Origin of the sequence: Burkholderia sp. HAN2018 (assembly GCF_024704855.1) — a bacterium.
GTDB lineage: Bacteria > Pseudomonadota > Gammaproteobacteria > Burkholderiales > Burkholderiaceae > Burkholderia > Burkholderia cepacia.
Window position 1 is genome coordinate 41056 of sequence record NZ_QOBB01000011.1, and the last position, 23122, is coordinate 64177.

Annotated in this window: 17 protein-coding genes and 1 tRNA gene; 8 read left to right on the forward strand and 10 right to left on the reverse strand. The window is 67.3% G+C overall.

Going from position 1 to position 23122, the window contains the following annotated elements; genetic code table 11:
* The first annotated feature begins 6 nt into the window (after positions 1–6).
* Positions 7–1083, forward strand: coding sequence for a S9 family peptidase (locus tag DPV74_RS04505; protein WP_119336619.1), 1077 nt, complete (start codon positions 7–9; stop codon positions 1081–1083).
* A 183-nt stretch (positions 1084–1266) separates the two neighbouring features.
* On the opposite strand, the gene DPV74_RS04510 is transcribed toward DPV74_RS04505, so the two are convergent.
* The gene (locus DPV74_RS04510; protein WP_060193757.1) at positions 1267–1707 is read right to left on the reverse strand and encodes a nuclear transport factor 2 family protein; all 441 of its coding nucleotides are present in this window, start codon (positions 1705–1707) and stop codon (positions 1267–1269) included.
* A gap of 44 nt (positions 1708–1751) precedes the next feature.
* Complete coding sequence (locus DPV74_RS04515; protein ID WP_059695635.1) at positions 1752–3776, reverse strand: FAD-dependent oxidoreductase; 2025 nt, start codon at positions 3774–3776, stop codon at positions 1752–1754.
* A gap of 150 nt (positions 3777–3926) precedes the next feature.
* Between DPV74_RS04515 and DPV74_RS04520 the strand changes: the two genes are divergently transcribed.
* On the forward strand, positions 3927–4463 hold the full coding sequence (locus DPV74_RS04520) for a PadR family transcriptional regulator (protein ID WP_021157238.1): 537 nt from the start codon (positions 3927–3929) through the stop codon (positions 4461–4463).
* A gap of 100 nt (positions 4464–4563) precedes the next feature.
* On the opposite strand, the gene DPV74_RS04525 is transcribed toward DPV74_RS04520, so the two are convergent.
* The 6 genes from DPV74_RS04525 to wecB all read right to left on the reverse strand — a co-directional run bounded on the left by DPV74_RS04525 (position 4564) and on the right by wecB (position 13071).
* On the reverse strand, positions 4564–5544 hold the full coding sequence (locus DPV74_RS04525; protein ID WP_119336620.1) for an NADPH:quinone oxidoreductase family protein: 981 nt from the start codon (positions 5542–5544) through the stop codon (positions 4564–4566).
* A 148-nt stretch (positions 5545–5692) separates the two neighbouring features.
* Positions 5693–7522: an acyl-CoA dehydrogenase gene (locus tag DPV74_RS04530; protein ID WP_119336621.1), complete on the reverse strand. Its 1830-nt coding sequence runs from the start codon at positions 7520–7522 to the stop codon at positions 5693–5695.
* A gap of 108 nt (positions 7523–7630) precedes the next feature.
* Positions 7631–8398: a class II aldolase/adducin family protein gene (locus DPV74_RS04535; protein ID WP_119336622.1), complete on the reverse strand. Its 768-nt coding sequence runs from the start codon at positions 8396–8398 to the stop codon at positions 7631–7633.
* 67 nt (positions 8399–8465) lie between these two features.
* The gene (locus tag DPV74_RS04540; protein WP_119336623.1) at positions 8466–10790 is read right to left on the reverse strand and encodes a xanthine dehydrogenase family protein molybdopterin-binding subunit; all 2325 of its coding nucleotides are present in this window, start codon (positions 10788–10790) and stop codon (positions 8466–8468) included.
* Positions 10787–11248, reverse strand: a complete 462-nt coding sequence (locus DPV74_RS04545; RefSeq protein WP_021157241.1) for a (2Fe-2S)-binding protein — start codon at positions 11246–11248, stop codon at positions 10787–10789. The genes DPV74_RS04540 and DPV74_RS04545 overlap by 4 nt, the downstream gene beginning before the upstream one ends.
* A 605-nt stretch (positions 11249–11853) precedes the next feature.
* Entirely contained in the window at positions 11854–13071 is a 1218-nt protein-coding gene (gene wecB, locus DPV74_RS04550; protein WP_119336624.1) for a non-hydrolyzing UDP-N-acetylglucosamine 2-epimerase, read from the reverse strand.
* 1323 nt (positions 13072–14394) lie between these two features.
* On the opposite strand from wecB, the gene DPV74_RS04555 reads away from it, so the two are divergent.
* Positions 14395–15483, forward strand: a complete 1089-nt coding sequence (locus tag DPV74_RS04555) for a hypothetical protein (protein ID WP_119336625.1) — start codon at positions 14395–14397, stop codon at positions 15481–15483.
* Between the two features lie 49 nt (positions 15484–15532).
* The gene (gene glmS / locus DPV74_RS04560) at positions 15533–17350 is read left to right on the forward strand and encodes a glutamine--fructose-6-phosphate transaminase (isomerizing) (protein ID WP_059695619.1); all 1818 of its coding nucleotides are present in this window, start codon (positions 15533–15535) and stop codon (positions 17348–17350) included.
* A 47-nt stretch (positions 17351–17397) separates the two neighbouring features.
* On the opposite strand, the gene DPV74_RS04565 is transcribed toward glmS, so the two are convergent.
* Both DPV74_RS04565 and DPV74_RS04570 read right to left on the reverse strand, forming a co-directional pair.
* Positions 17398–17474, reverse strand: a tRNA-Arg gene (locus tag DPV74_RS04565).
* Between the two features lie 171 nt (positions 17475–17645).
* Positions 17646–18476: an undecaprenyl-diphosphate phosphatase gene (locus tag DPV74_RS04570; RefSeq protein WP_027787856.1), complete on the reverse strand. Its 831-nt coding sequence runs from the start codon at positions 18474–18476 to the stop codon at positions 17646–17648.
* Positions 18477–18954: 478 nt separating this feature from the next.
* On the opposite strand from DPV74_RS04570, the gene DPV74_RS04575 reads away from it, so the two are divergent.
* From DPV74_RS04575 to DPV74_RS04590, 4 genes are all read left to right on the forward strand, one after another.
* Positions 18955–19866: an aldose epimerase gene (locus DPV74_RS04575; protein WP_059695607.1), complete on the forward strand. Its 912-nt coding sequence runs from the start codon at positions 18955–18957 to the stop codon at positions 19864–19866.
* Positions 19867–20027: 161 nt separating this feature from the next.
* Positions 20028–20729, forward strand: coding sequence for a peptidoglycan DD-metalloendopeptidase family protein (locus tag DPV74_RS04580; RefSeq protein WP_119336626.1), 702 nt, complete (start codon positions 20028–20030; stop codon positions 20727–20729).
* 368 nt (positions 20730–21097) lie between these two features.
* Positions 21098–22717 carry an acyl-CoA synthetase gene (locus tag DPV74_RS04585; RefSeq protein WP_119336627.1) on the forward strand — a complete coding sequence of 540 codons (1620 nt, stop codon included), beginning with the start codon at positions 21098–21100 and terminating at the stop codon, positions 22715–22717.
* Positions 22718–22793: 76 nt separating this feature from the next.
* On the forward strand, positions 22794–23117 hold the full coding sequence (locus tag DPV74_RS04590) for a DUF2288 domain-containing protein (RefSeq protein ID WP_027787860.1): 324 nt from the start codon (positions 22794–22796) through the stop codon (positions 23115–23117).
* Positions 23118–23122 lie beyond the last annotated feature (5 nt).

Consider the following 23122-nt stretch of genomic DNA (forward strand, 5'->3'; position numbering starts at 1 on the left):
CGACGCATGACGACCGAACTGTCACCGTTCGCGCTGTCGCTGCAACGCGCGATGCCCGTCACGCGCCTGCTCGATTGCGGGATGGACTACGCGGACGCAACCGCGCTGCACGCCCGCACGTCCAACGGCGAACCGTGGGACGTCGCGGCCGAAGCGCTGGCCGACGCGCAGCTCGCGCGCGCCGCGCAGGCGGCGGATGCCGGCCACCTGGTCACGGCCGCCGACGCGCAGGCGATGGCCATCGCGAACCTGCTGTTCGCGCAGATGGCGTTCAACCACGACGTGCCGCGCAAGCGCGCGCTTTATGCTCGGCTCGTCGACGCGTCGCACGGCCTCGCGCGCTGGTCTGACAAGCGCATCGAACGCGTCGAAGTGCCGTTCGGCGATGCGCGCCTGATCGGCTGGCTGGTGCGGCCGCCGGCGGAGCGCGTACGCGGCACCGTGATCGTGTTCGGCGGCCAGAGCGGCTGGGGCTTCGCGTACTGGCCGATCGCGCGCGCACTCGCGGCACGCGGCCTCGCCACGCTGCTCGCCGAGGGGCCGGGCCAGGGCGAGACGCGGCTCGAACAGCGGATCTTCGTCGACGTCGACATGAGCGCCGCCTATCGGCGCTTCGTCGATCACGTCGCCGATCGTGTGCCCGGGCCGATCGGTATCTGGGGGAACAGCATCGGCGGGTTGTGGGCGGCGTCGACTGCCGCGAGTGACCGACGGATCGCGGCCTGTTGCGTGAACGGCGCGCTCGCGGCGCCGACGCTGCTGCCGTTCCGCACGTTCGTCGAGCAGGCCGCGGCGATGCTCGGCAACGACGATCCCGATGCCGTGGCGGCGAACTTCGCGCGGATGCGTTTCTCGTCCGAACGCGACCGTATCGCGTGTCGGCTGCTGGTGCTGCACGGCGGCGAAGATCCGCTGATCCGGATCGACGATCAACAGCCGTTTCTCGATGCCGCGACGTCCGGCGATGCGACGCTCAAGGTCTGGCCGGACGGCGAGCACACGATCTACAACCACGCGTCCGAGCGCACCGCGCTCGTCTGCGACTGGTTCGCCGAGCGGCTGGCGCGAGCGGCAGCCGTGTGAACACGCATGCGGTGCCGGCCGTGCCGACGGTCGACACCGCGCGTGGCATCCGGCATGACGACGTCGCACCGCCGCCTGCCGCGACGCCGTCGATTTCCACGTGCGTGAAGCCGTACTTTGCCATCCGCTCACGATGGCCGGCCTAACCGGGACACGCGCGCAGTTGCGCGGTCATCGTCCGCTTCACCCGCCAACCTTGAACGCCGGCAACTGCTGCCCGAGCCGCGCACCCATTTCCGTACCGAGCGCCTGCAGCGCATTGAACGGCCGGACCATCACTTCGAATTCCACGATCCGCCCTTCTTCGTCGAAGCGGATCATGTCGATCCCCTTCAGCGCCTTGTCGCCGACGCTCGCGCTGAATTCCAGCACCACGCTCAGGCCATCGTCGGTGACGAACTGGCGGTAATAGACGAAATTCTCGAGGATCGTGATCACCGTGCGCAGCGCCATCAACAGCGCGGGCGCCGGCCCGTACGGCTTGAACGCCATCGGCGAACGGAACACCGCATCCGGGTGAACGATCGATTCGAGCGCACTGAAATCCTTGTTGTCGATCATCGCGTGCCACACGTCGAGCGATTTCGCGACAGCGGGATGAACTTGCAGCGGTGAGTGTGTCATCGGAAGTCTCCTGACTCATCGGACGGAAAAGAAACGAATCGGCGTCAAAGCGTCGCGGCCAGCGTCGTGCCCTGGTGAATCGCGCGCTTCGCATCGAGTTCGGCGGCCTCGTATGCGCCGCCGATCAGATGCACGCGGCATCCGGCGGCCTGCAGTTGTTCCGCCAGTTCGCGCGACGGCTCCTGCCCCGCGCAGATCACCACGTTGTCCACCGGCAGCGTCTGTTCGACGCCGTCGATCGTCACGTGCAATCCTTCATCGTCGATGCGACGGTACGTCACCGCCGACGACATGCCGACGCCGCGCGCCTTCAGCGCCGTGCGGTGGATCCACCCGGTGGTCTTGCCGAGCCCGTCGCCGATCTTCGATGCCTTGCGCTGCAGCAGATGCACCTGCCGCGCGGCCGGCTCGGGTTGCGCACGGCCCAGCCCGCCGGCACTCGCATACGATCGATCGACGCCCCATTCGTTGAAGAACCGGTCCGCGTCCACCTGTTCGCCGCCATCGCGATGAACCAGATATTCCGCGACGTCGAAACCGATGCCGCCCGCGCCGACGATCGCGACACTGCGGCCCACGGCCTTGTCGTCGCGCAGCACGTCGAGATAACCGAGCGTCTTCGGATGCCCGACGCCGTCGATCGGCGGCGTGCGCGGCACAATGCCCGTCGCGATCACCACCTCGTCGAATTCGCCCTGCAGCAGCATCTCGGCGCTCGCGCGCGTATTGACATGCAGTGTGATCCCGCGCAACTCGATCTGCCGGCGGAAGTAACGCAGCGTTTCGTTGAACTCCTCCTTGCCGGGCACCTTCTTCGCGATGTTGAACTGGCCGCCGATCTCGGCACCCGCTTCGTACAGCGTCACCGCGTGACCGCGCTCGGCCGCCGTGACCGCGAAACCGAGTCCCGCCGGGCCGGCACCGACCACCGCGATGCGCTTGCGCTGCCGTGCGGGGCGGATCACGAGCTCGGTTTCGTGGCAGGCGCGCGGATTCACGAGGCAGGACGTAATCCTGCCGCTGAACGTATGGTCGAGGCACGCCTGGTTGCAGCCGATGCACGTGTTGATTTCGTCCGCGCGCCCTTCCCGCGCCTTGCGCACGAATTCGGCGTCGGCGAGGAATGGCCGCGCCATCGACACCATGTCGCAATAGCCGTCGGCGAGCAGCTGTTCGGCGACTTCCGGCGTGTTGATCCGGTTGGTCGCCACGAGCGGGATGCCGACCTTGCCCATCAATTGCCGCGTGACCCATGCGTACGCGGCGCGCGGCACCTTGGTCGCGATCGTCGGAATACGCGCCTCGTGCCAGCCGATACCGGTATTGAGGATCGTCGCACCGGCCGCCTCGATCGCCTGCGCGAGCCGGATCACCTCGTCGAGCGTCGAGCCGCCTTCGACGAGATCGAGCATCGACAGCCGGTAGATGACGATAAAGTTCTTGCCCACCCGCTCGCGCACGCGCCGCACGATCTCGACCGCGAAACGGATGCGATTCTCGTAGGCGCCGCCCCACGCGTCGTCGCGATGGTTCGTGCGCGCGGCAATGAACTCGTTGATCAGGTAGCCCTCGGACCCCATGATCTCGACACCGTCGTAGCCCGCATGCTGCGCAAGCGCCGCGCATCGGACGAAATCGGCGATCGTCTCGTCGACTTCGTCGCCACTCAACGCATGCGGCGTGAACCGGTTGATCGGCGCTTTCAGCGCACTGGGTGCGGCGAGCGCCGGGTGATATGCGTAGCGCCCGAAGTGGAGGATCTGCAGCGCGATCCTGCCGCCCTCCGCATGCACCGCGCGCGTCACGACGCGATGGCGTTCGGCTTCCGCTTCGGTCGTCAGCATCGCGCCGCCCGGTGCCGGACGGCCGCGTTCGTTCGGCGCGAAGCCACCCGTGACGATCAGGCCGGCCTCGCCTCGCGCGCGCTCCGCATAGAACGCCGCCATTCGCTCGAATCCGTGCGGCGCTTCCTCGAGGCCGACGTGCATCGACCCCATCAGGACGCGGTTCCTGAGCGACGTGAAGCCCAGTTCGAGCGGGGTCGTCAAATGCGGATAGCGGGATGCCATCGAGTGTCTCCATTTTTATGCAACAAGTTGCACAGATGGTAGTTCACCGCGTTCGTTTGCGCAATAAGTTGCATAAACGTGGCCCATGGCTTGTACTGTGGCCCCGATATGGCAAGATGCGGTTCATTCCGCAGCCTTATCCGATCCGACATGTCCCTGCCTCACGCACTCCTCACCGCGCTCGCCGAACGTCCCGGTTCGGGGTCCGAGCTCGCCGACCGCTTCGATCGCTCGATCGGCTATTTCTGGCAGGCCACGCACCAGCAGATCTACCGCGAGCTGGGGCGCCTCGAGGAAACGGGCTGGATCGAATCGCTGCCCGCCGAATCGGGGCGCGGCCGCAAGCGCGCGTACCGGATCCTGCCGGCCGGCAAAAAGGAACTGCGGCGCTGGATCGCCGAACCGGAAGATCCGACGCCGCTGCGCGAAGCGTTGATGGTGCGCCTGCGCGCGGAAGCGGTGCTCGGGCCCGCCGGCCTCGAGGACGAAATCAGGCGGCGCATCGCGCTTCACCAGGAAAAGCTCGACCTGTATCTGCAGATCGAGGCGCGCGATTTTTCGACGCCCGACGATTCACGCACGAAGCGCCTGCAGCATCTGGTGCTGCAGGCCGGCATTGCGAACGAGCGGTTCTGGGTCGAGTTTTCGCAGCATGCGCTCGACACGCTGCGCCTGCCGAAGGACTGAACCGGGTTCGCGCGGCGGCCGCCGGCACGGCTGCACCGGTATCGCACCGGCGCACGCGGTCGTCGCGGCGCGCATTGCGCCACGACGCGCCATACCGTAGTCACGCGTCCGGCAGAATCACCACCTTGCCCTTCACCTGCCGGTTTGCCATCCGCGCGATCGCGTCGGTCGCACCGGCCAGCGACACGCGTTCGGTGATCGCGGGCCGCACCTTGCCGGCCGAGAACCATTCGGCCAGCAAGCGCATGTTCGCGACATGCTGCGCCGGGTCGCGGCGCACCGCGTCGCCCCAGAACACGCCGAGGATGTCGCGCTCCTTGAGCAGCGCGAGGTTCAGCGCGATCTTCGGAATCTCGCCGGCCGCGAACCCGACGACGAGGAACCGGCCGCGCCACGCGGTCGCGCGCAGCGCCGCCTCGCTGTATGCGCCGCCCACCGGATCGTAGACGACGTCGGCGCCGCGCCCGCCGGTCAGCTCGTCCACGCGGCGGCGCAGGTCTTCGGTTGCATAGTCGATCGTTTCGTCCGCGCCGGCATCACGGCACAGCGCGAGCTTGTCCGCGCTCGACGCCGCCGCGATCACGCGCGCGCCGAGCGCCTTCGCGATCTCGATCGCGGCGAGCCCGACGCCGCCCGCCGCGCCCAGCACGAGCAACGTCTCGCCCGCCTGCAGCCGCGCGCGCTGCTGCAACGCATGCAGCGACGTGCCGTATGCGAGCACGAGCGCCGCGCCCTGCTCGAACGTCATCCCCGGCGGCAACGGAGCGATCTGGTGCGCATCGGCCAAACACTGCTGCGCGAACCCGCCGTGCCCCGTGAACGCGACCACCGAATCGCCGGGCCGCCACGCGGTAACGCCCTCGCCGACCGCGTCGATCACGCCGGCAAACTCGGCGCCCGGCGAAAACGGCAGCGCCGGCTTCACCTGATACAACCCCTGGACGATCAGCGCGTCGGGGAAATTGAGCGACGCGGCCTTCACCCGGACCCGGACCTGGCCGGCCGCCGGTTCGGGAATCTCGACGTCTTCGATGCGCAGGCTGTCGATCGGGCCAAATGCGGTGCACAACAGGGCTTTCATGCGCTTCTCTCTCCTTGCGCGGCGCGACCGCGCATCGATGCGGCCTGCGGGGTACTCCCGCGCGGCCGGTTCAAGACGCATGTGCGATGGCCATCCGAGCCGGCCTTCGCGACATCGTCAGTATTCCAGGATGTTGGTACGGCTACGTTCAGAACCACGCGTCGCGCATGTCGAGCGTCGTCGTGTCGACGCTCGACAGCAGATCGAGCTGTGCGTCCACTTTCGGCAATTCCCAGCGGAAGAAGTAGCGGGCGGCCGCACGCTTGCCGTCGTGGAAATCGCCGGTTTGCCCGTGCGCGGCGAGCGTCACGTCGAGCCACAGCCACGCGACGACGAGATGGCCGAACGCTTCCAGATAGACACTCGCGTTCGCGAGCCGCGCCTGCTGATCGCCGATCGCGCCGAGCTGTCGAGTGACGTCGAGCAGCCGCGACCAGCGCTGCGCCAGCGCATCGGCCTGCTCTCGCAGGCCCGCGTCGAGCGCCCGCGCGCGTTCGACGCTCGCACCGATTCTCCCGTCGAGCGCGTGCAGCAGTGCGCCGTCGTCCTGTGCGACCTTGCGGCCCAGCAGGTCGAGCGCCTGGATTCCGTGCGTGCCTTCGTGTATCGGGTTGAGCCGATTGTCGCGATAGAGCCGCTCGACCGCGTAATCGCGCGTGTAGCCGTAGCCGCCGTGCACCTGGATCGCGAGGTCGTTCGCCGCGAGACACCACTGCGACGGCCAGCTTTTCGCGATCGGCGTCAGGATGTCGAGCAGCCGCTCGGCCTGGGCGCGCACGGTCGCGTCGTCGTGCGCGCGCGCTTCGTCGACCAGCTTCGCGCAGTACAGGATCAGCGCGAGACCGCCTTCGACATAGGCCTTCTGCGCGAGCAGCATGCGCCGCACGTCCGGATGCTCGACGATCGGCGCCTGCGGCGCGGCGGCATCCTTGCCCGCCGGCCCCAGCGGACGCCCTTGAGGCCGGTTCCGCGCGTAGTCGAGCGCATGCAGATAACCCGTGTAGCCGAGCGCCACCGCGCCCGCGCCGACACCGATGCGTGCCTCGTTCATCATGTGGAACATGTACGCGAGGCCGTGGTTCGGCTGGCCGACCAGATAACCGATCGCACCCGCCCGCCCTTCCGGCCGGTAGCGCGTGCCTTCGCCGAAGTTCAGCAGGCAGTTGGTGGTGCCGCGGTAGCCCATCTTGTGGTTCAGCCCGGCGAGCACCACGTCGTTGTGCTCGCCCTGCGCGCCGCCGGCGGTACCGGGCAGGTACTTGGGCACGATGAACAGCGAGATGCCGCGCGTGCCGGGCAGCAGCCGGCCGTGTTCGTCGGGAATCTTCGCGAGCACGAGGTGGACGATGTTCTCCGTCAACTCGTGTTCGCCGCCCGAGATCCACATCTTGTTGCCGGTCAGCCGGTAGCGCGGGCCGAGCGGCGAGTCGCACTCGAAATCCGCGCGCGTCGCGATGTCGGACAGCGACGACCCGGCTTGCGGCTCGGACAGGCACATGGTGCCGAAGTAGCGCCCTTCCAGCTCCGGGCGCGCAAACGCGTCGATCTGCGCGGGGGTGCCATGCGCGACGAGCAGGTTCGCGTTGGCGACGGTCAGGAACGGATAGGCGGCGGTCGCGATGTTCGCGGCCTGGAAGAACAGGAACGACGCGGCTTCGACCAGCTTCGGCAAGCGCATGCCGCCGAGCGCTTCGTCGTGGCCCGCGGCGATCAGCCCGGCGTCCGCGAAGGCGCGCACGGCCGGTTCGACGTCGGGGATCAGCGTCACGCGCTCGCCGTCGAAATGCGGTTCCTCGCGATCGCCTCGTGCCGCATGCGGCGCGAACAGGTCTTCGGCAATCCGCTCGCTGGTATCGAGCACCGCGTCGAAGGTCTCGTGACTGTGCTCCGCGTAGCGCGGCAGCGCGACGAGCGCCTCCGCATCGAGCCAGTCGTACAACAGGAACGCGAGATCGCGTCGCGACATCAACAAGCTCATCGTGCTGCCTCCCGGGGGCCGGCTTCGTCAGCCGAATGAAGGGTTCCGTGATTGCGAATGCTGGCAGGAATTTAGCACGGTCGTTCGCAAACAACAACGACGGATGCGCTAGTCCGCGTACCCCGGATTGCGCCGATCGAGCCGGCGCAGCAGCCCGGGCCAGACGAGCGCGCCGGCCCCCATGCCGCGCGTCACCGCGGCGATCTGCTGCTTGATGCCGTCGAGAATCGGCTGTGCGATCGGCAACAGCGCGGTGCCGCCGGCCTGCGCGCGCACCTGGATCATGCAGGCCGCTTCGAAGAAGTACATCGCGACGAACGCGTCTGCCGGCGTCGCCCCGACGGTCAGCAGGCCGTGGTTGCGCAGCATCAGGTTCGTGTGGGCGCCGAGGTCGCGCACGAGGCGCGCCTTTTCGCCTTCGTTGAGCGCAATGCCCTCGTAGTCGTGATAGCCGAGCGACGCCAGCACGCCGAGCGACTGCTGCGACAGCGGCAGCAACCCGCCCGCCTGCGCCGACACGGCGACGCCGTTGATCGAATGCGTATGCATCACGCACAGCGCGTCGTCGCGGGCCGCGTGCACCGCGCTGTGGATGGTGAAGCCGGCCGGGTTGATCTCGTACGGCGATTCGGACACCTTGCGTCCTTCGAGATCCACCTTCACCAGCGACGATGCCGTGATCTCGTCGAACATCATGCCGTACGGGTTGATCAGGAAATGATGCTCCGGGCCGGGGATGCGCGCGGAAATATGGGTGAACACGAGATCGTCCCAGCCGAACAGCGCGGTGAGGCGGTAAGCCGCCGCCAGGTTGACTCGCGCGTCCCATTCGGTGGGGGAAACCGCCTGCTTCACGCTGACATCGGACGAGGCCATGTCGACACTCCTTGTTCAAGGATGGAGCGTACCGGGCCGCACGATACGGCCCGGCCTGGGGACTGCATCACCCCGCGCGGGGCTTCGCGAGCTGATCGGCAACCGGCAGGCTGCGGATGCGCGTGCCGGTCGCCGCGAAGATCGCATTGGTCAGCGCGGGCGCGACGGGCGGCAGGCCCGGCTCGCCCACGCCGCCGAGCGGTGTCGCGAAATCGTCGGGCGCGACGAGATGCACGCGGATTTCACGCGGCGCCTCGTTCATTCTCAGCACCTGGAACCCGTTGAAGTTGCTCTGCTCCGGATGGCCGTCCTTGAACGTGATCTCGCCGTGCAGCGCGATGCCGAGCCCCATCACCACCGCTCCCTCGAGCTGCGAGCGTACGCGCTCCGGATTGACCTGCGGCCCGCAGTCGATCGCGATGTCGACCCGCGGCACCGTGATCTTGCCGTCGGCATCGACCTGCACCTCGCACACCGCCGCCGTATACGACACGAAGCTGCGATGCGCGGCGATCCCGAGCCCGTGCCCCTTCGGCAGCTTGCGCCCCCAGCCCGCCTCGCGCGCGACCGTCTCGACCACGCGCCGCAGCCGCCCGGTGTCGACCGGATACAGCGCCGGATCCTCGCCGTAGTTCACGTTCTTCACCGTGATGTGCGGCTCGAAACGCCGCGCGGGCCCGATCAGCTCGAGCAGGAAATCCTTCGGGTCGCGGCCGGCCGCGTGCGCCAGCTCCGACACGAAACTCTGGATTCCGAACGCATGCGGGATGTTGTAGACCGAGCGGAACCAGCCGATCCGCGTGTGCGCCTGCGCGGCCGGGTTCTCGATCCGCACGTTCGGGATCGCGAACGGCAGGTCCGCGATCCCCTGCGCGAGCTCGCCCGGCTGCTCGTGCACGATGCCGGCCCTGAAGGTCGACTGGATCGACGGCGCAACCGTGCGATGCCGCCACGCGACCACTTTCCCCGACGCATCGATCCCGCCGTCGAACGCTTCGAGCGACACGGCATGGAAGTAGTCGTGCGCGAGGTCGTCCTCGCGCGTGAACGTCAGCTTGACGGGCGCGCCGACCGCCTTCGACAGCAGCGCCGCCTCCACCACGTAGTCGGGCTTCGACTTGCGGCCGAAACCGCCGCCGAGCAGCGTCACGTTGACCGTCACGCGCTCGCCCGGCAACCCGAGCGCCTTCGCGACCTCGTCGCGCGTGGTCTGCGGCGCCTGCGTGCAGGTCCACACTTCGCATCGGCCGTCCGCCACGCGCGCGACGGCCGCGGGCGGCTCCATCGTCGCGTGCGCGAGATGCGGGATGTAGTAGGTCGCACGCACGCGTTTCGCCGCGCCGGCCAGCGCCGCCGCCGCGTCGCCGTCGTTGCGGATCACGTCGCCCGGTTGCGCGGCAGCCGCTTCGAGCGTCTTCCGATACGCGGCCGAGTCATAGTTCGCATTGGGCCCGTGCTTCCAGTCGATCTTCAGTTGCGCGCGCGCCTGGATCGCCGTCCACGTGTCGCGCGCGACGACGGCCACGCCGCCGAGCGGCTGGAAGCCGGACGGTAGCGGCGTCGGCGTGAGCGGCACGGCCTTGACGACGCCCGGCAGCTTCTCCGCCGCCGACGCGTCGAACGACGCCACCGTGTCCCCGTAGGCCGGCGGGCGCGCGACGACCGCGTACAGCATGCCGTCGAGCCGCGTGTCGATCCCGTAGTGCGCGCGGCCGGCGACGATGTCGCGTCCGTCGATCAACGCCGTTTGGCCCTTGCCGATATAGCGGAATTCGGCTGGCGCTTTCAGCGGTACGGTTGCCGGATCGGGTGCCGGCAACGCGGCCGCTTTCGCCGCCAGTTCGCCGAAGCCGAGCTTGCGTCCGCTCTTCGTGTCGACGACCTCATGCACGGTCGCCTTGACCTGCCGCGCGTCGACGCCCCACGCCGCGGCGGCAGCCTGTTCGAGCATCGTGCGCGCCGCCGCGCCCGCGCGGCGCAACGCGGCGAAGCTCTGGCGCAGGCTGCGCGACCCGTCTGTATTCTGGTTGCCGTAGCGCGGCTCGTCGCCGACGGCCTGTGCGACCTTCACGCGCGCCCAGTCCGCGCCCAGCTCGTCCGCCACCACGAGCGCGACGCTCGTGCGCACACCCTGCCCCATCTCGGAGCGGATGCAGGTCACGGTGACCGTGCCATCGGGTGCGATCGCGACGAACAGGTGCGGATCGTCTCGCAACCCGTGCGGCATTCCCGCGCCGCCATATCGCGGATCGGCACTGACGGGCGGCTGGCTCGGCACGGCCGCGCGCACGAGCGACGGCACGCCGAACGCGAGCAGCAACCCGCCGGACGCGAAGCCGAGCAGCAGCGCGCGACGGCTTTCGTTATGGACGGAGAGTTCGGGCGCGCTCATGCGGCACCTCCGCGGCGCACGGCCAGGCGGATCGCCGCGCGTATGCGCGTGTAGGTGCCGCAGCGGCAGATGTTGCCGGACATCGCATCGTCGATGTCGGCGTCGGTCGGATGGGGATTCGTCTTCAGCAACGACGCGGCCTGCATGATCTGCCCGGACTGGCAGTAGCCGCACTGCGCGACGTTCAGTTCCTGCCACGCCTGCTGCAGCGGATGGGTCAGATCGGTCGACAAGCCCTCGATCGTCGTCACGCGCTTGCCGGAAGCGGCCGCGACCGGGGTGATGCACGACCGGATCGCGACGCCGTCGACGTGCACGGTGCACGCGCCGCACAGTGCCATCCCGCAGCCGAACTTGGTGCCGGTGTGGCCGAGAACATCGCGCAGATACCAGAGCAACGGCATGTCGGGATTGCCGTCGAAGTGTTGCTCGCTACCGTTGACGGTCAGCGTGATCATCGTTCACCTCCTGGTTGCGATGCCCGCTTCGGGCAGGCATCGGGTGGGGATTCGAACGGCGCGGCGCACATTCCGAACAACCAGGCAGGGCGCCGTGTCGTGGGCCGCGTTGCCTGCAGGCACGGCCCGGCAGATGCTGCAAACGATGCTGCGGCCCGGTTGCCTGCGCAACATGGCAACGGATTCCCGGCCGCTCGCTCGTCTGCATGGATCGCCGATCCGCATTATCGAACCATTTCGGATTTGCCGTCGGATCGGGGGGATTCGGGCGTTTCAGGTAATCGGAGCGGGAAATTTGCCCGGAGATGGCGTGCCGCGACCGGTCACGCTTGCCGGAAAGGTGGGCGGGTGATTCAGGTTTCGATGTTTCGATGCACGGCCGCAGGTGGTTCGCTCTCGTTCTTGCACGGCGACTGTCCACGTTCGCCGGGCGCTTCGGTGCCGCGGTAGCAAAGCCGGATGACCAGACCCGCCCTGTGCAATCAGCGGGCCGAGAAACCGGAAATGATCGAGCACGCAAACGCAAACGTCCGGCCGGCCTCCCGGCCGGACCGGATCATCCCGCGATTGCAACGAGCGGTTCGGACGCTAGCGCGCCACGATGCTCACCGCGACCTCAACGCCTGCAACCCCAGCGTGAGCGCGTTGAACGGCATTTCCGCCGCCCCCATCGAAAAGCTCGTCGCCTTCGTGGGTACGCCCGAATTCCGCATCAGCGCATGAACGATCCGCTCGCTCGCATGACCGTCGCCGTACGGATTGCTCGCGCGCGCCATCTCCCCGTAAGCGCTCTCGCTGTCGAACAGCCGCGACGCTTCCCACACGATCCGCTCCTGATCGGTACCGACGAGCCGCGCGGTACCGGCCTGGATCGCCTCGGGCCGCTCCGTTGTCTCGCGCGTGACGAGCACCGGCTTGCCCAACGCGGGCCCTTCTTCCTGAATGCCGCCCGAATCGGTGATGATGAAATGCGCACGCGACATCAGGAATACGAACGACAGGTATTCCTGCGGCTCGATCAGGTAGATGTTCGGCAGGTTTCCGAGCCGGGCGCGCGCCGGCTCCCGCACGTTCGGATTCATGTGCAGCGGATAGACGAACTGGGCGTCGGGATAGCGCTTTGCGAGCGCGCACAGCGCATCGCAGAAATTCTGGAACGGCTCGCCGAAACTTTCGCGTCGATGGCCCGTGATCAGCACCATGCGCCGCGACGGCTCGAGAAACGGAAACTGTCCCGCGACCTTCTCCGTCAGCGCCGCCGTGCAGTCCAGCATGCGCTTGACCTCGTGCAGCGCATCGATCACGGTATTGCCGGTCAGCACGACCGCCGCGCCCGGCACGCCCTCGCTGAGCAGGTTGTCGCGTGCCTGCCCGGTCGGCGCGAAATGCCACGACGACACCGCGTCGGTCACGCGGCGGTTCAACTCCTCCGGCCACGGCGACCAGATGTCGCCGCTGCGCAAGCCGGCCTCCACATGCCCGACCGGCAAATAGCGGTAGAAAGCCGCCAGACTGACCGCGAGCGTGGTCGTCGTATCGCCGTGCACCAGCACGACGTCCGGGCGCAACTCGTCGAAGACGACGCCGATTGCCTGCAGAATGCCGGTCGTCACGTCAGTCAGCGTCTGGCTTTGCCGCATCACGTTGAGATCGTAGTCGGGCTTGATGTCGAACAGCGTCAGCACCTGATCGAGCATTTCGCGGTGCTGCGCGGTCACGCATACCCTGGCGTCGACACCCGCTTGTGCTTTCAATGCACGCACCAGCGGTGCCATCTTGATGGCCTCCGGCCGAGTCCCGAACACAAGCAAAATCTTTTTCATCGTTATCCTCGTTGACCCATATCGCGCTGAATGACCCTGCTCGTGGCGCGAAGCATGTATTCAGACGGCACCTTCCGTACTCGCACGCGATCGACACGCTGCAGTGTCGCGGAGCGAGCGCGCCGCCCTGTCCACGTGGTCTGCGCCACGCGAATCGTCGTACTACCGGCGTCTCGTTGCACTTGATCAGTCACGTCATGAGTCGTTCCTCGCTTGGCCAGGCGTCACGTCCGTTCGTCACGTCCCCCTCCACTACAGCAATATTCAAACCAGTCGCACTGCGGCCGTGTCCGGTTCACACCGCATGCACCGTGCACACGCGGTGCACGATGAAATGTTTCACAACTGCTACGCGTGTCGCATCGCCGGTCAAGCGCGATACAGGCAAAAATCCGGGCAGTTTCATGGCCCCTTCAACGGCGTCGTCCGACGAATCGCGGACGCGTGTCGCGCATTCGTTTCGCATCGGATCTCGCGGATCTGTCGAAGCGCGTTGCGTTTACTCGATCCGCCACTTTTGTCTGTGCAGCGGGCGGCGCAATCGGCCGCTCGGCCGCGATCCCGCACGAGGGATTTACCTGACATGCAACGTCGTTCACGTCGCACGAATCGATGCATGCGAAATGTTGCGAATGTGTAACGCTGATCCGAAACGGGGCGGATACATCGACGCGCGGCCAATGCAGCGCATGCGCCTGCATGAATCGCATCGGCACCCCGGCCGATGCGCACACAACGAACGACACCGCGCGCATCACCGCGCAAAGTCACGCTGCCGGCGCGGCACACGTTCGACAGACGATTCGATGGACCCATCGAACGTGCGGGCTGCAATCCCGGTCGCGCACGGGCAATCGGCCTGCACGCGGGCTGATTCTTCGATGAATCAAAATCCGCCGCCGCCGTCCGCGCCACGCCCCCGGCCTCCGCCCCTGCTCCTTGCTGCGCGCGGCGTCGCGGCCGATGGCTCACGCCTTGCTTAATGACAGTCAGGTGTACCTCGAAGCACGCGCCGGACAGCGGACGAACGGGGACGCCCAAGCAACGAAGCCGGGAGGAAACGCGACGCGTCCGCCGGGAGCGAAAAACAAGCGCTCCTGCGCACCGCGCGTGCCGACGTGTCCTGTTGCAATACGCGATCCGCGGGCCTGGTTCAGGCTCCGATGCACGGAACTGCCTCGTGGACGCATATCCCGGTACGAGCCTCGGGTTCACCCGCATCACCGTGAACCGAGCCGCAACGTCGACACGCTCGCCAGGCGCGACGCGGCCAACGCCGCACCCGGCGACGATTGCACAGGACCCCGCGCAGGAGCCCAAGACATGAAACGGCCCGCGCTTTCCCCGACCGCACGCTCGCGCGTCGCGGCCACCATCGCGCTGTGCCGCCTGTGGCACGTCGCCTGCTGTCTCGCCGCGTGCGGCTTCGCACTGCACGCGAGCGCCGCCGAGCTCCGGCTCGAAGGGCTGTACCAGCGCACCGACGGTGCGATCACCGTGCGCCTGAACGGCGTCGGCATCGATCCGTATTTCGCGGCAAAAGCGCTGCTCGCCGCGTCCGACGCGCAACTCGACGCCCGTCAGGCCGCACTCGCGTGGATCGCATGGTTGCTGCCGCGCCAGCGCCCGGATGGCGGCTTCGATCGCTACTGCGTGAAGGACGGCCGCTACCGCTCATGTGCCGAAGCGGAAACCGACGACGCGATGACGGCGACCTGGATCGAATTGCTCGCCCGCTTCGCGCCGCCCGGCGGCTTGCCCGCCGCGTGGGAACTCAGCCTGAACCGCGCCGCCATGCATCTGGAGACGCTGCTCGACAAGCCCTCCGGCGTGTATCAGATCTCGTCTTCACTGCACGTCGCGCTGCTGATGGACAACGTCGAGGTACACAGCGCGTTCCAGGCACTCGCGGCGTACTACGTCCGGCGCGCCGACTACACGCATGCGGGCCCGTGGAGCCTGCGCGCCGACCAGCTTGCCTCCGCGATCCTGAAGGTGTTCTGGCGCGGCACGGCATCCGGTTTTCGCGCCAGCACGCAGCAGGTCAGCGATGCGAGTTTTTACCCGGCGAAGATCGCGCAGATCCTCCCGCTCCTTTCCGGTATTCAGGTTCCCGAACAATCCGGCGAGGCGATCTATGCACGGTGGATCCGGAAGTACGGCAGGAGCTGGCCGCAACTTGCCAACACCGACTACCCGTGGAGCCTGATCGCGCTGGTCGCGGTCAAGATGAACGATTGGAGCACGGTTGCCTGCTGGCAAGCGCGATCGGGGCCATACCGGCACGGCGCGCACTGGAACGTATTGGAAGAGTCGCTTTATCTGGCATTCGAAAGCCGGATGGCCGATCCCGTCATCCCCGCTCGATGCGGGCTCACGACGGCGGCGGCAACGGCAACCGCATCGCGCTGACGCAACGGCGTGTGCGGTCCATGATGACTAAACGGGAAGGAGGCGTGTCATGTGTGGCATCGTCGGCGCAGTCGCGCAACGGGACATCGTCCCGATTCTGATTGAAGGTTTGCGTCGCCTCGAATATCGCGGCTACGATTCATGCGGCGTGGCAACGGTCGTCGACGGCCAGGCGCGCCGCGAGCGCAGCGTGTCGCGCGTCGCCGATCTCGACGCGCACGTGCGCACCGCCGGCCTGACCGGCAGCACCGGCATCGCGCACACGCGCTGGGCGACGCACGGTGCGCCGGCCACCTGCAACGCGCATCCGATCTTCTCGCGCGACGAAATCGCGCTCGTGCACAACGGCATCATCGAGAACCACGAAACGTTGCGCAAGCAACTTTCCGACGCGCACTACGAATTCGACGGCCAGACCGACACCGAGGTCGTCGCACACCTGATCCACAGCAAGTATCGCGGCGACCTGCTCGCCGCCGTGCGCGCGGCAACGTCGCAACTTCACGGTGCGTACGCGATTGCGGTATTCAGCAAGCACGAGCCGCAGCGGCTGATCGGCGCACGGGTCGGCTCGCCGCTCGTCGTCGGCGTGACGGATGGCGAATGCTTTCTTGCGTCCGACGCGCTCGCGCTCGCCGGCATCACCGACCGCTTCATCTTTCTCGAGGAAGGCGACATCGTCGAGTTGACGCCGGGCGGCGTGCGCGTACTCGATCGCGGTGGCGCGCCGGTCGAGCGCGCGGTACAGACCATTTCGTCCGCGCAGGCCGCGGTCGAGCTCGGGCCGTACCGGCATTTCATGCAGAAAGAGATATTCGAGCAACCGCAGGCCGTGGCCGCGACCATCCCGGATGCCGGGCTGTTCGATCCGGCCGTATTCGGCCCCGACGCCGCGCGCGCGTTCGAGCAGATCGACAACGTGCTGATTCTCGCGTGCGGCACGAGCCACTATTCCGGCCTGACCGCGCGCCGCTGGCTCGAAACGATCGCGCGCGTGCCCGCCCAGGTCGAGATCGCGAGTGAATACCGTTACAGCGACGCGCTCGCAACGCCGAATACGCTGGTGGTGAGCGTGTCGCAATCCGGCGAGACCGCCGACACGCTCGCCGCGCTGAAGTATGCGCAGGCGCTCGGCCATATCGATACGCTGGCGATCTGCAACGTGCCGACCAGCGCGATGATGCGTCAGGCAGGTCTGCGCTTCCTGACGCGGGCCGGCCCGGAAATCGGCGTCGCGTCGACCAAGGCGTTCACGACGCAGCTCGTCGCGCTGTTCATTCTCGCCGTCACGCTCGGGCGGCTGCGCGGCTACGTCGACGACGCACAGCTCGCGCGCTACACGATGCAATTGCGGCGGCTGCCCGGCGCGCTCGAGGACGTACTTGGGCTCGAGCCGCAGATCGAGCGCTGGGCGGGGGAATTCTCGCAGCATGAAAATGCGCTGTTCCTCGGACGCGGGCTGCACTACCCGATCGCGCTCGAAGGTGCGTTGAAGCTGAAGGAGATTTCGTACATCCATGCGGAGGCGTATCCCGCGGGTGAGCTCAAGCACGGGCCGCTCGCGCTCGTGACGCACACGATGCCCGTCGCGACGATCGCGCCGAACGATGCGCTGCTCGAGAAGCTGAAGTCGAACATGCAGGAAGTGCGGGCGCGCGGCGGGCAGCTCTACGTGTTCGCCGACGCCGATACGCGGATCGACAACAGCGAAGGCGTGTCGGTGCTGCGGATGCCGGATTATTACGGGTTGTTGTCGCCGATCCTGCACGTCGTGCCGCTGCAGTTGCTCGCGTATCACGCGGCGTGTCTGCGTGGGGCGGATATCGACAAGCCGAGGAATCTGGCGAAATCGGTTACGGTGGAGTGAGGGGGGGTACCGCGGGCGGACTGGTGAAGGTCTTCAAGTGCTGAGACTGGCCCGCCCTACACGACTCGAACGTGTGACCTACGGCTTAGAAGGCCGTTGCTCTATCCAGCTGAGCTAAGGGCGGTCGGGGAGAAAAGACACGGCCTGCACGAGCCGCATCTGACGCAAGACTTCGAGCACCGGCAAACCACAAACCAGACTCGAAGCCCCGAAACAAAACGGGCCCGGCATGAAGCCGAGCCCGAAATTATACCCGATCATCGCGTCACATCATGCGAGACCGGTCAACGCAGCCTCAGACCGGCTGCGGATGCATCATGAACCAGCCGAGGCAGAACACGCCGGCGATCACGCAATACACGCCGAACGAAGCCAGCCGGCCACGCCCTTCGAAATAGCGCATCAGGAACCGCACGCTCAGGTACGCGGCGATCGCCGTCAGCACGCCGCCGAGCAGCGCATCGGCGAGCTGGTCGCGCGCATGGAACAGCTTCGGCAGTTCGAGCACGCCCGCCGCGAAGATGATCGGCGTACCGAGCAGGAACGAAAATTCCGCGGCCTTCTCCGCCGTCAGGCCCGCCGCATTGCCGGCGATCATCGTCAGCCCGCTGCGCGAGAAACCCGGAATCAGCGCGCCGATCTGTGCGAGACCGACGAAAAACGCCTGCTTGAACGTCATCTTTTCGGGTGCCTGATGCGCGCGGCTACGCTGGATGCGATCGCCGAGCCACAGCAGCACGCCGTTCACGATCAGCGCGATCGCGACGATCCGCAGGTCGTGGAACACGCGTTCGATGCGCTTCTCGAGGAGCAGCCCGACGATGCCGGTCGGGATCGTACCGATGATGAGCGCCCACATCAGGTGACCGTCGTCGTTCTTGCGGCCGCCGAGCTGCGCGAAGAAGCCGCCGATCAGCGCGATCCAGCGCGCGCGGAAGTACCACAGCAGCGCCAGCGCGGTGCCGAGGTGCAGCGCAACGAGGAACGGCAGCAGTTGCGGTGCGTGCTTGTCGATGTGCATGCCGAACAGCGCCGGCACGAGCAGCGTATGGCCGAGGCTGCTGACGGGAAAGAGTTCGGTGACGCCCTGCAGGACGCTCAGGAATACCAGAAACCAGAGACTCACGCGTCGGTCCTTTTAATGAAGATTGAGCGGGAAGAGAAGCGGACGACGCGATGCGCGTCCGAAAAAACGCGCCCCGATTATGCCGAGCCCGGATTACTGCGCCAAGGCATTTGGCGGGATATTGCGGCAATGCACACAAACGCTTGCAACTTGTAAGCGCCCGGAAAGCAAAAAGCCCGCCATTTGCATGGCGGGCCTTTCGATTTCGGCAGGAATTGCCGTCAGCGGCCGAGCTGATAGAAAAATAATACCGTGCTGCCCGTGAACATGCCGAACAGTGCGAGTCCCATTGCCATTGCCAGATCCATGGCCCCCTCCACGAAGTGTCATGACCCGGCAACCTCACCGGTTTAGAGGCATTATCCCGACCGTTGACGGTCTTAAAAACTCGCGATTTCCCGAGAAGGGTTTTCCCCAAGCCGCCACGGCCCGATAATGGAGCACGCCGTTCCCGTTCACCCGCCCAACCCGATTCGCCATGCCGACCTTCCAGCAACACGACATTCACGAACTTCACGCCGGCCCGTCGCTCGTCCGGGTCGCTCCGCAATTCGGCGGCCGCCTGCTGTCATGGGATGTCGACGGCGAACCGGTCATCTTCTGGCCGGAAACGGCCGACTGGAGCAACCTCGCGCGCGTGCGCGGCGGCAACCCGCTGCTGTTCCCGTTCCTCGGCCGTCACCGCGTCGACGGCGAGCTCGGCCGCTGGCGCGACGCCGCCGGCGTGGTACGCGACCTGCCGATGCACGGCTTCGCGCGCGACCTGCCGTTCGCCGCGCAACCGTCGGCCGACGGCGCCGCGTTGTCGATGACGCTCGACGCGACCGACGCACTGCGCGCGAGCTACCCGTTCGATTTCCGGTTCGAAACCACCTACCGGCTGGCCGACTCGCACACGCTCGAAGTCGCGCTGACGACGACCAATCGCGGCGACACGCCGCTGCCCTACTACGCCGGTCACCATTTCTATTTCGCGCTGCCGCACGGCGAACGCGCGGAAACCACGCTCGAACTGCCGCCCACGCATCGCTGCGCGCAGCAGCCGGACGGTTCGATCAGCCCGCCCGAGCCGGGCGAAGCGCGCTATCGCCTCGACAACCAAGGGATTCTCGACCGCTTCCACTGCCTCGACGGCGTGCCGGCCACGCCGGTGCGCATCGTGATGCCGGGCCGGCGCCGCACGATCGAGATCGCGCTCGACGTGCCGGGCTCGATCCCGTGGTACGCGGTCACGACCTGGACCGAAAAGCCGGATTCCGACTTCTATTGCGTCGAACCGTGGCTCGGCCTGCCGGATGCGATCCACAACGGCCTCGGGCTGCGCATGCTCGCGCCGGGCGCGACCGAAACGGCCACGCTGCGGATTCGCGTCCTCCCGCTCGCCGGCTGAAACGTGGGCCGAGACGCCGGCCACGCGGGCTGAGACGCCGGCCGAACCGGCGTCCGACGCCCCGGCAACGGCACAAACTGCGGTGCGCGGGTCGAACCCGTTAAAATCGGACGTTTTGTATTGCCTGCCGCGTCACGAGCGGCAGGGTCTTGCGAGGTTCAATGTTCGGAACAACAACGAAGCGACTCTTCGCAGCCGCCTGCGCCGCCCTGCTCGTCGCGTGCGGCTCCGCGCCCGTCGGCCCCGGGTTCTATCGCGTCGAACGCGGCGATACGCTCTACAAGATCGCGCGCGACAACCGCACGTCGGTATCGAACATCGTGCGCTGGAACCAGATGACGAACCCCGATGCGATCGAAGTCGGCCAGGTGCTGCGCGTCGCGCCGCCGCCCGGCACGACCACCGCATCGACGCCGTCGACCACCGGCACAGGCAGTGCCGGCCGGGCCCGCCCCGTGCCTTCCGCACCGGTTGAATCGGCCGTCAAGCCGGCCACGAGCATCGCGCTGATCTGGCCTGCGGCCGGCAACGTGGTCCGCACGTTCGACGGCTCGAAATCGAAGGGGATCGACATCGCGAATTCGCCGGGTACACCGGTGGTCGCGGCCGCGCCGGGTGTGGTGGTCTACGCGGGTAACGGGCTGCGCGGCTACGGCAACCTGATCATCCTCAAGCACAACGCCGACTACCTGACCGCCTACGCGCACAACCGTGCGCTACTGGTGAAGGAAGGCCAGTCGGTCACGCAGGGGCAATCGATCGCCGAGATGGGCAACAGCGACAGCGATCGCGTCGCGCTGCATTTCGAATTGCGCTACGGCGGCCGGTCGATCGACCCGTCACGCTACCTGCCGGCGCGTTGAGCGCCCGACGGACGACACGCGACGCCGGCACGCATCGCGTGCCGTCGCGGTGAAAATCGGGAAAGGTGATGTCAGCGCTTGCGCAGACGTCCGGTGAAACGGCCGGACAACGGATCGACGCGACAAGCGAACGCTACCAGCACGCCGATTCCGATCAGGCTGAACCCCGCAGCTATCAGAAGCAAATCCATGGTCACACACTGATTTTTAAGTGATCTTATGCGTCATTGCGGAATCGTGCACTGAGCCGCAGCAATTGGACGAGTGCGAGGATTCCCTACCCTCAGGCGTCATTGTGGATTCCCCTGCGTGAAACCCTGATGTAAGCCGTTCGCCTGACACCACGCCGCCACCCAGGAGACACTGCGATGCTGCCCGCCACCGACCGCTACGACGACCTGCTCTCCCGCTTCGCGTGGGACGTTCCGGCCCGCTACAACATCGGCGTGGACGTCTGCGACAAATGGGCGGACGGCAGCAGACGCCTCGCGCTGATCCACGAAACGGCGCAAGGCGACGTGTCCCGCATCACATTCGACGACCTGAGGAATGCCTCTAACCGGCTCGCGAACAGCTTCGTGCGCGCCGGCCTGCGGCGCGGCGACCGCATCGGCATCTTTCTCGCGCAGGGCCCCGACACGGCCATCGCGCACCTCGCCGCGTACAAGCTCGGCGCCATCGCGGTGCCGCTCTTCACGTTGTTCGGCGTCGATGCGCTCGAATACCGGCTCGCGAACAGTGAGGCGGCCGCGCTCGTTACCGATGCGGCCGGCTACGCGAAAATCGCATCGCTACGCGCGCAACTGCCGGCACTGCACACCATCTACTGCATCGGCGACGATGCGCCCGACGCTCCCGGCGTGCTGCGCTACGACACGGCGCTCGCCGCCGAGTCGTCCGACTTCGTGCCGGCCGATACGGCCGCCGACGATCCGGCGCTCATCATCTATACGTCCGGCACGACGGGCAAGCCGAAAGGCGCGCTGCACGCGCATCGCGTGCTACTTGGCCACCTGCCGGGCGTCGAGATGTCGCAGCAGTGCTTCCCGCGCGACGCGCGCCTGTTCTGGACACCCGCCGACTGGGCATGGATCGGCGGCCTGCTCGACGTGCTGCTTCCGTCGTGGCATCACGGCGTGCCCGTGCTCGCCCGCCGCTTCGAGAAATTCGACGGCGACGCCGCGTTCGCGCTGATGGCCCGGCACGGCGTCACCCACGCGTTCCTGCCGCCCACCGCGCTGAAGCTGATGCGCACCGTCCCGGCACCGCGCGAACGCTACGCGCTGTCGCTGAAATCGGTCGCGAGCGGCGGGGAGACGCTCGGCACCGAACTGACGGCCTGGGGACGCGACGCGCTCGGCGTGACGATCAACGAGTTCTACGGGCAAACCGAGTGCAACATGGTGCTGTCGTCGTGCGCGGCGCTGTTCGATGCGCAGCCCGGCGCAATCGGCAAGGCGGTGCCCGGCCATGCGGTCGCGATCGTCGACGCGGACGGCACGCCGCTGCCGCCCGGCGTCGAAGGGCGCATCGCGGTGCGCCGCCCCGATCCGGTGATGTTCCTCGAGTACTGGCGCAACGCCGACGCGACCCGCGACAAGTTCGCGGGCGACTACCTGGTCACCGGCGATACAGGCATGATCGACGCCGACGGTTTCGTCCGCTTCGTCGGCCGCGACGACGACGTGATCACGAGCGCCGGCTACCGGATCGGCCCGGGCCCGATCGAGGACTGCCTGCTCACGCATCCGGCGGTGCGGATGGCGGCCGTCGTCGGCGTGCCCGACGCGACGCGTACCGAGATCGTCAAGGCGTTCGTCGTGCTGAATCCCGGTCACGCCGGCGACGATGCGCTCGTTCAGGCACTGCAGGCGCACGTGCGCACGCGCCTCGCCGCCCACGAGTATCCGCGCGCGATCGCGTTCGTCGACAGCCTGCCGATGACCGCGACGGGCAAGATCGTGCGCCGCGCGCTGCGCGACGCGTAAGCGGGCCGCCACCCGCGCCGCCCGCCCGGCCGGATGGTTTATAGTGGCGCCACCACGCAGTCTTTCCAAGAAAACGATGTCCTCTGATCACCACGCCGCCGCGGGCGCGTCGCACAGCCCGCTCTACGCCAAACTCCTCGGCGAAACCGCCAAGATCGACTGGTGCGATCTCGAACGCTTCTTCGCGCAGGGCAAGCTGCTGTCCGTTGCGCGCGACCTCGATCTCGTCAGCGTCGCGGAAGCGGTTGCCGACGACGACGCCGAACAGGTCACGCGCTGGCTGTCCGCGGGTCTCGTCGCGCGCATGCCGGCCGAAACCGCCGCCGATTACGCGGCGCGCAACCCGGAGCTGTGGGCAGTCGTCGTCTCGCCGTGGGTGTGCGTGCAGGAACGCGCCTGACGCGT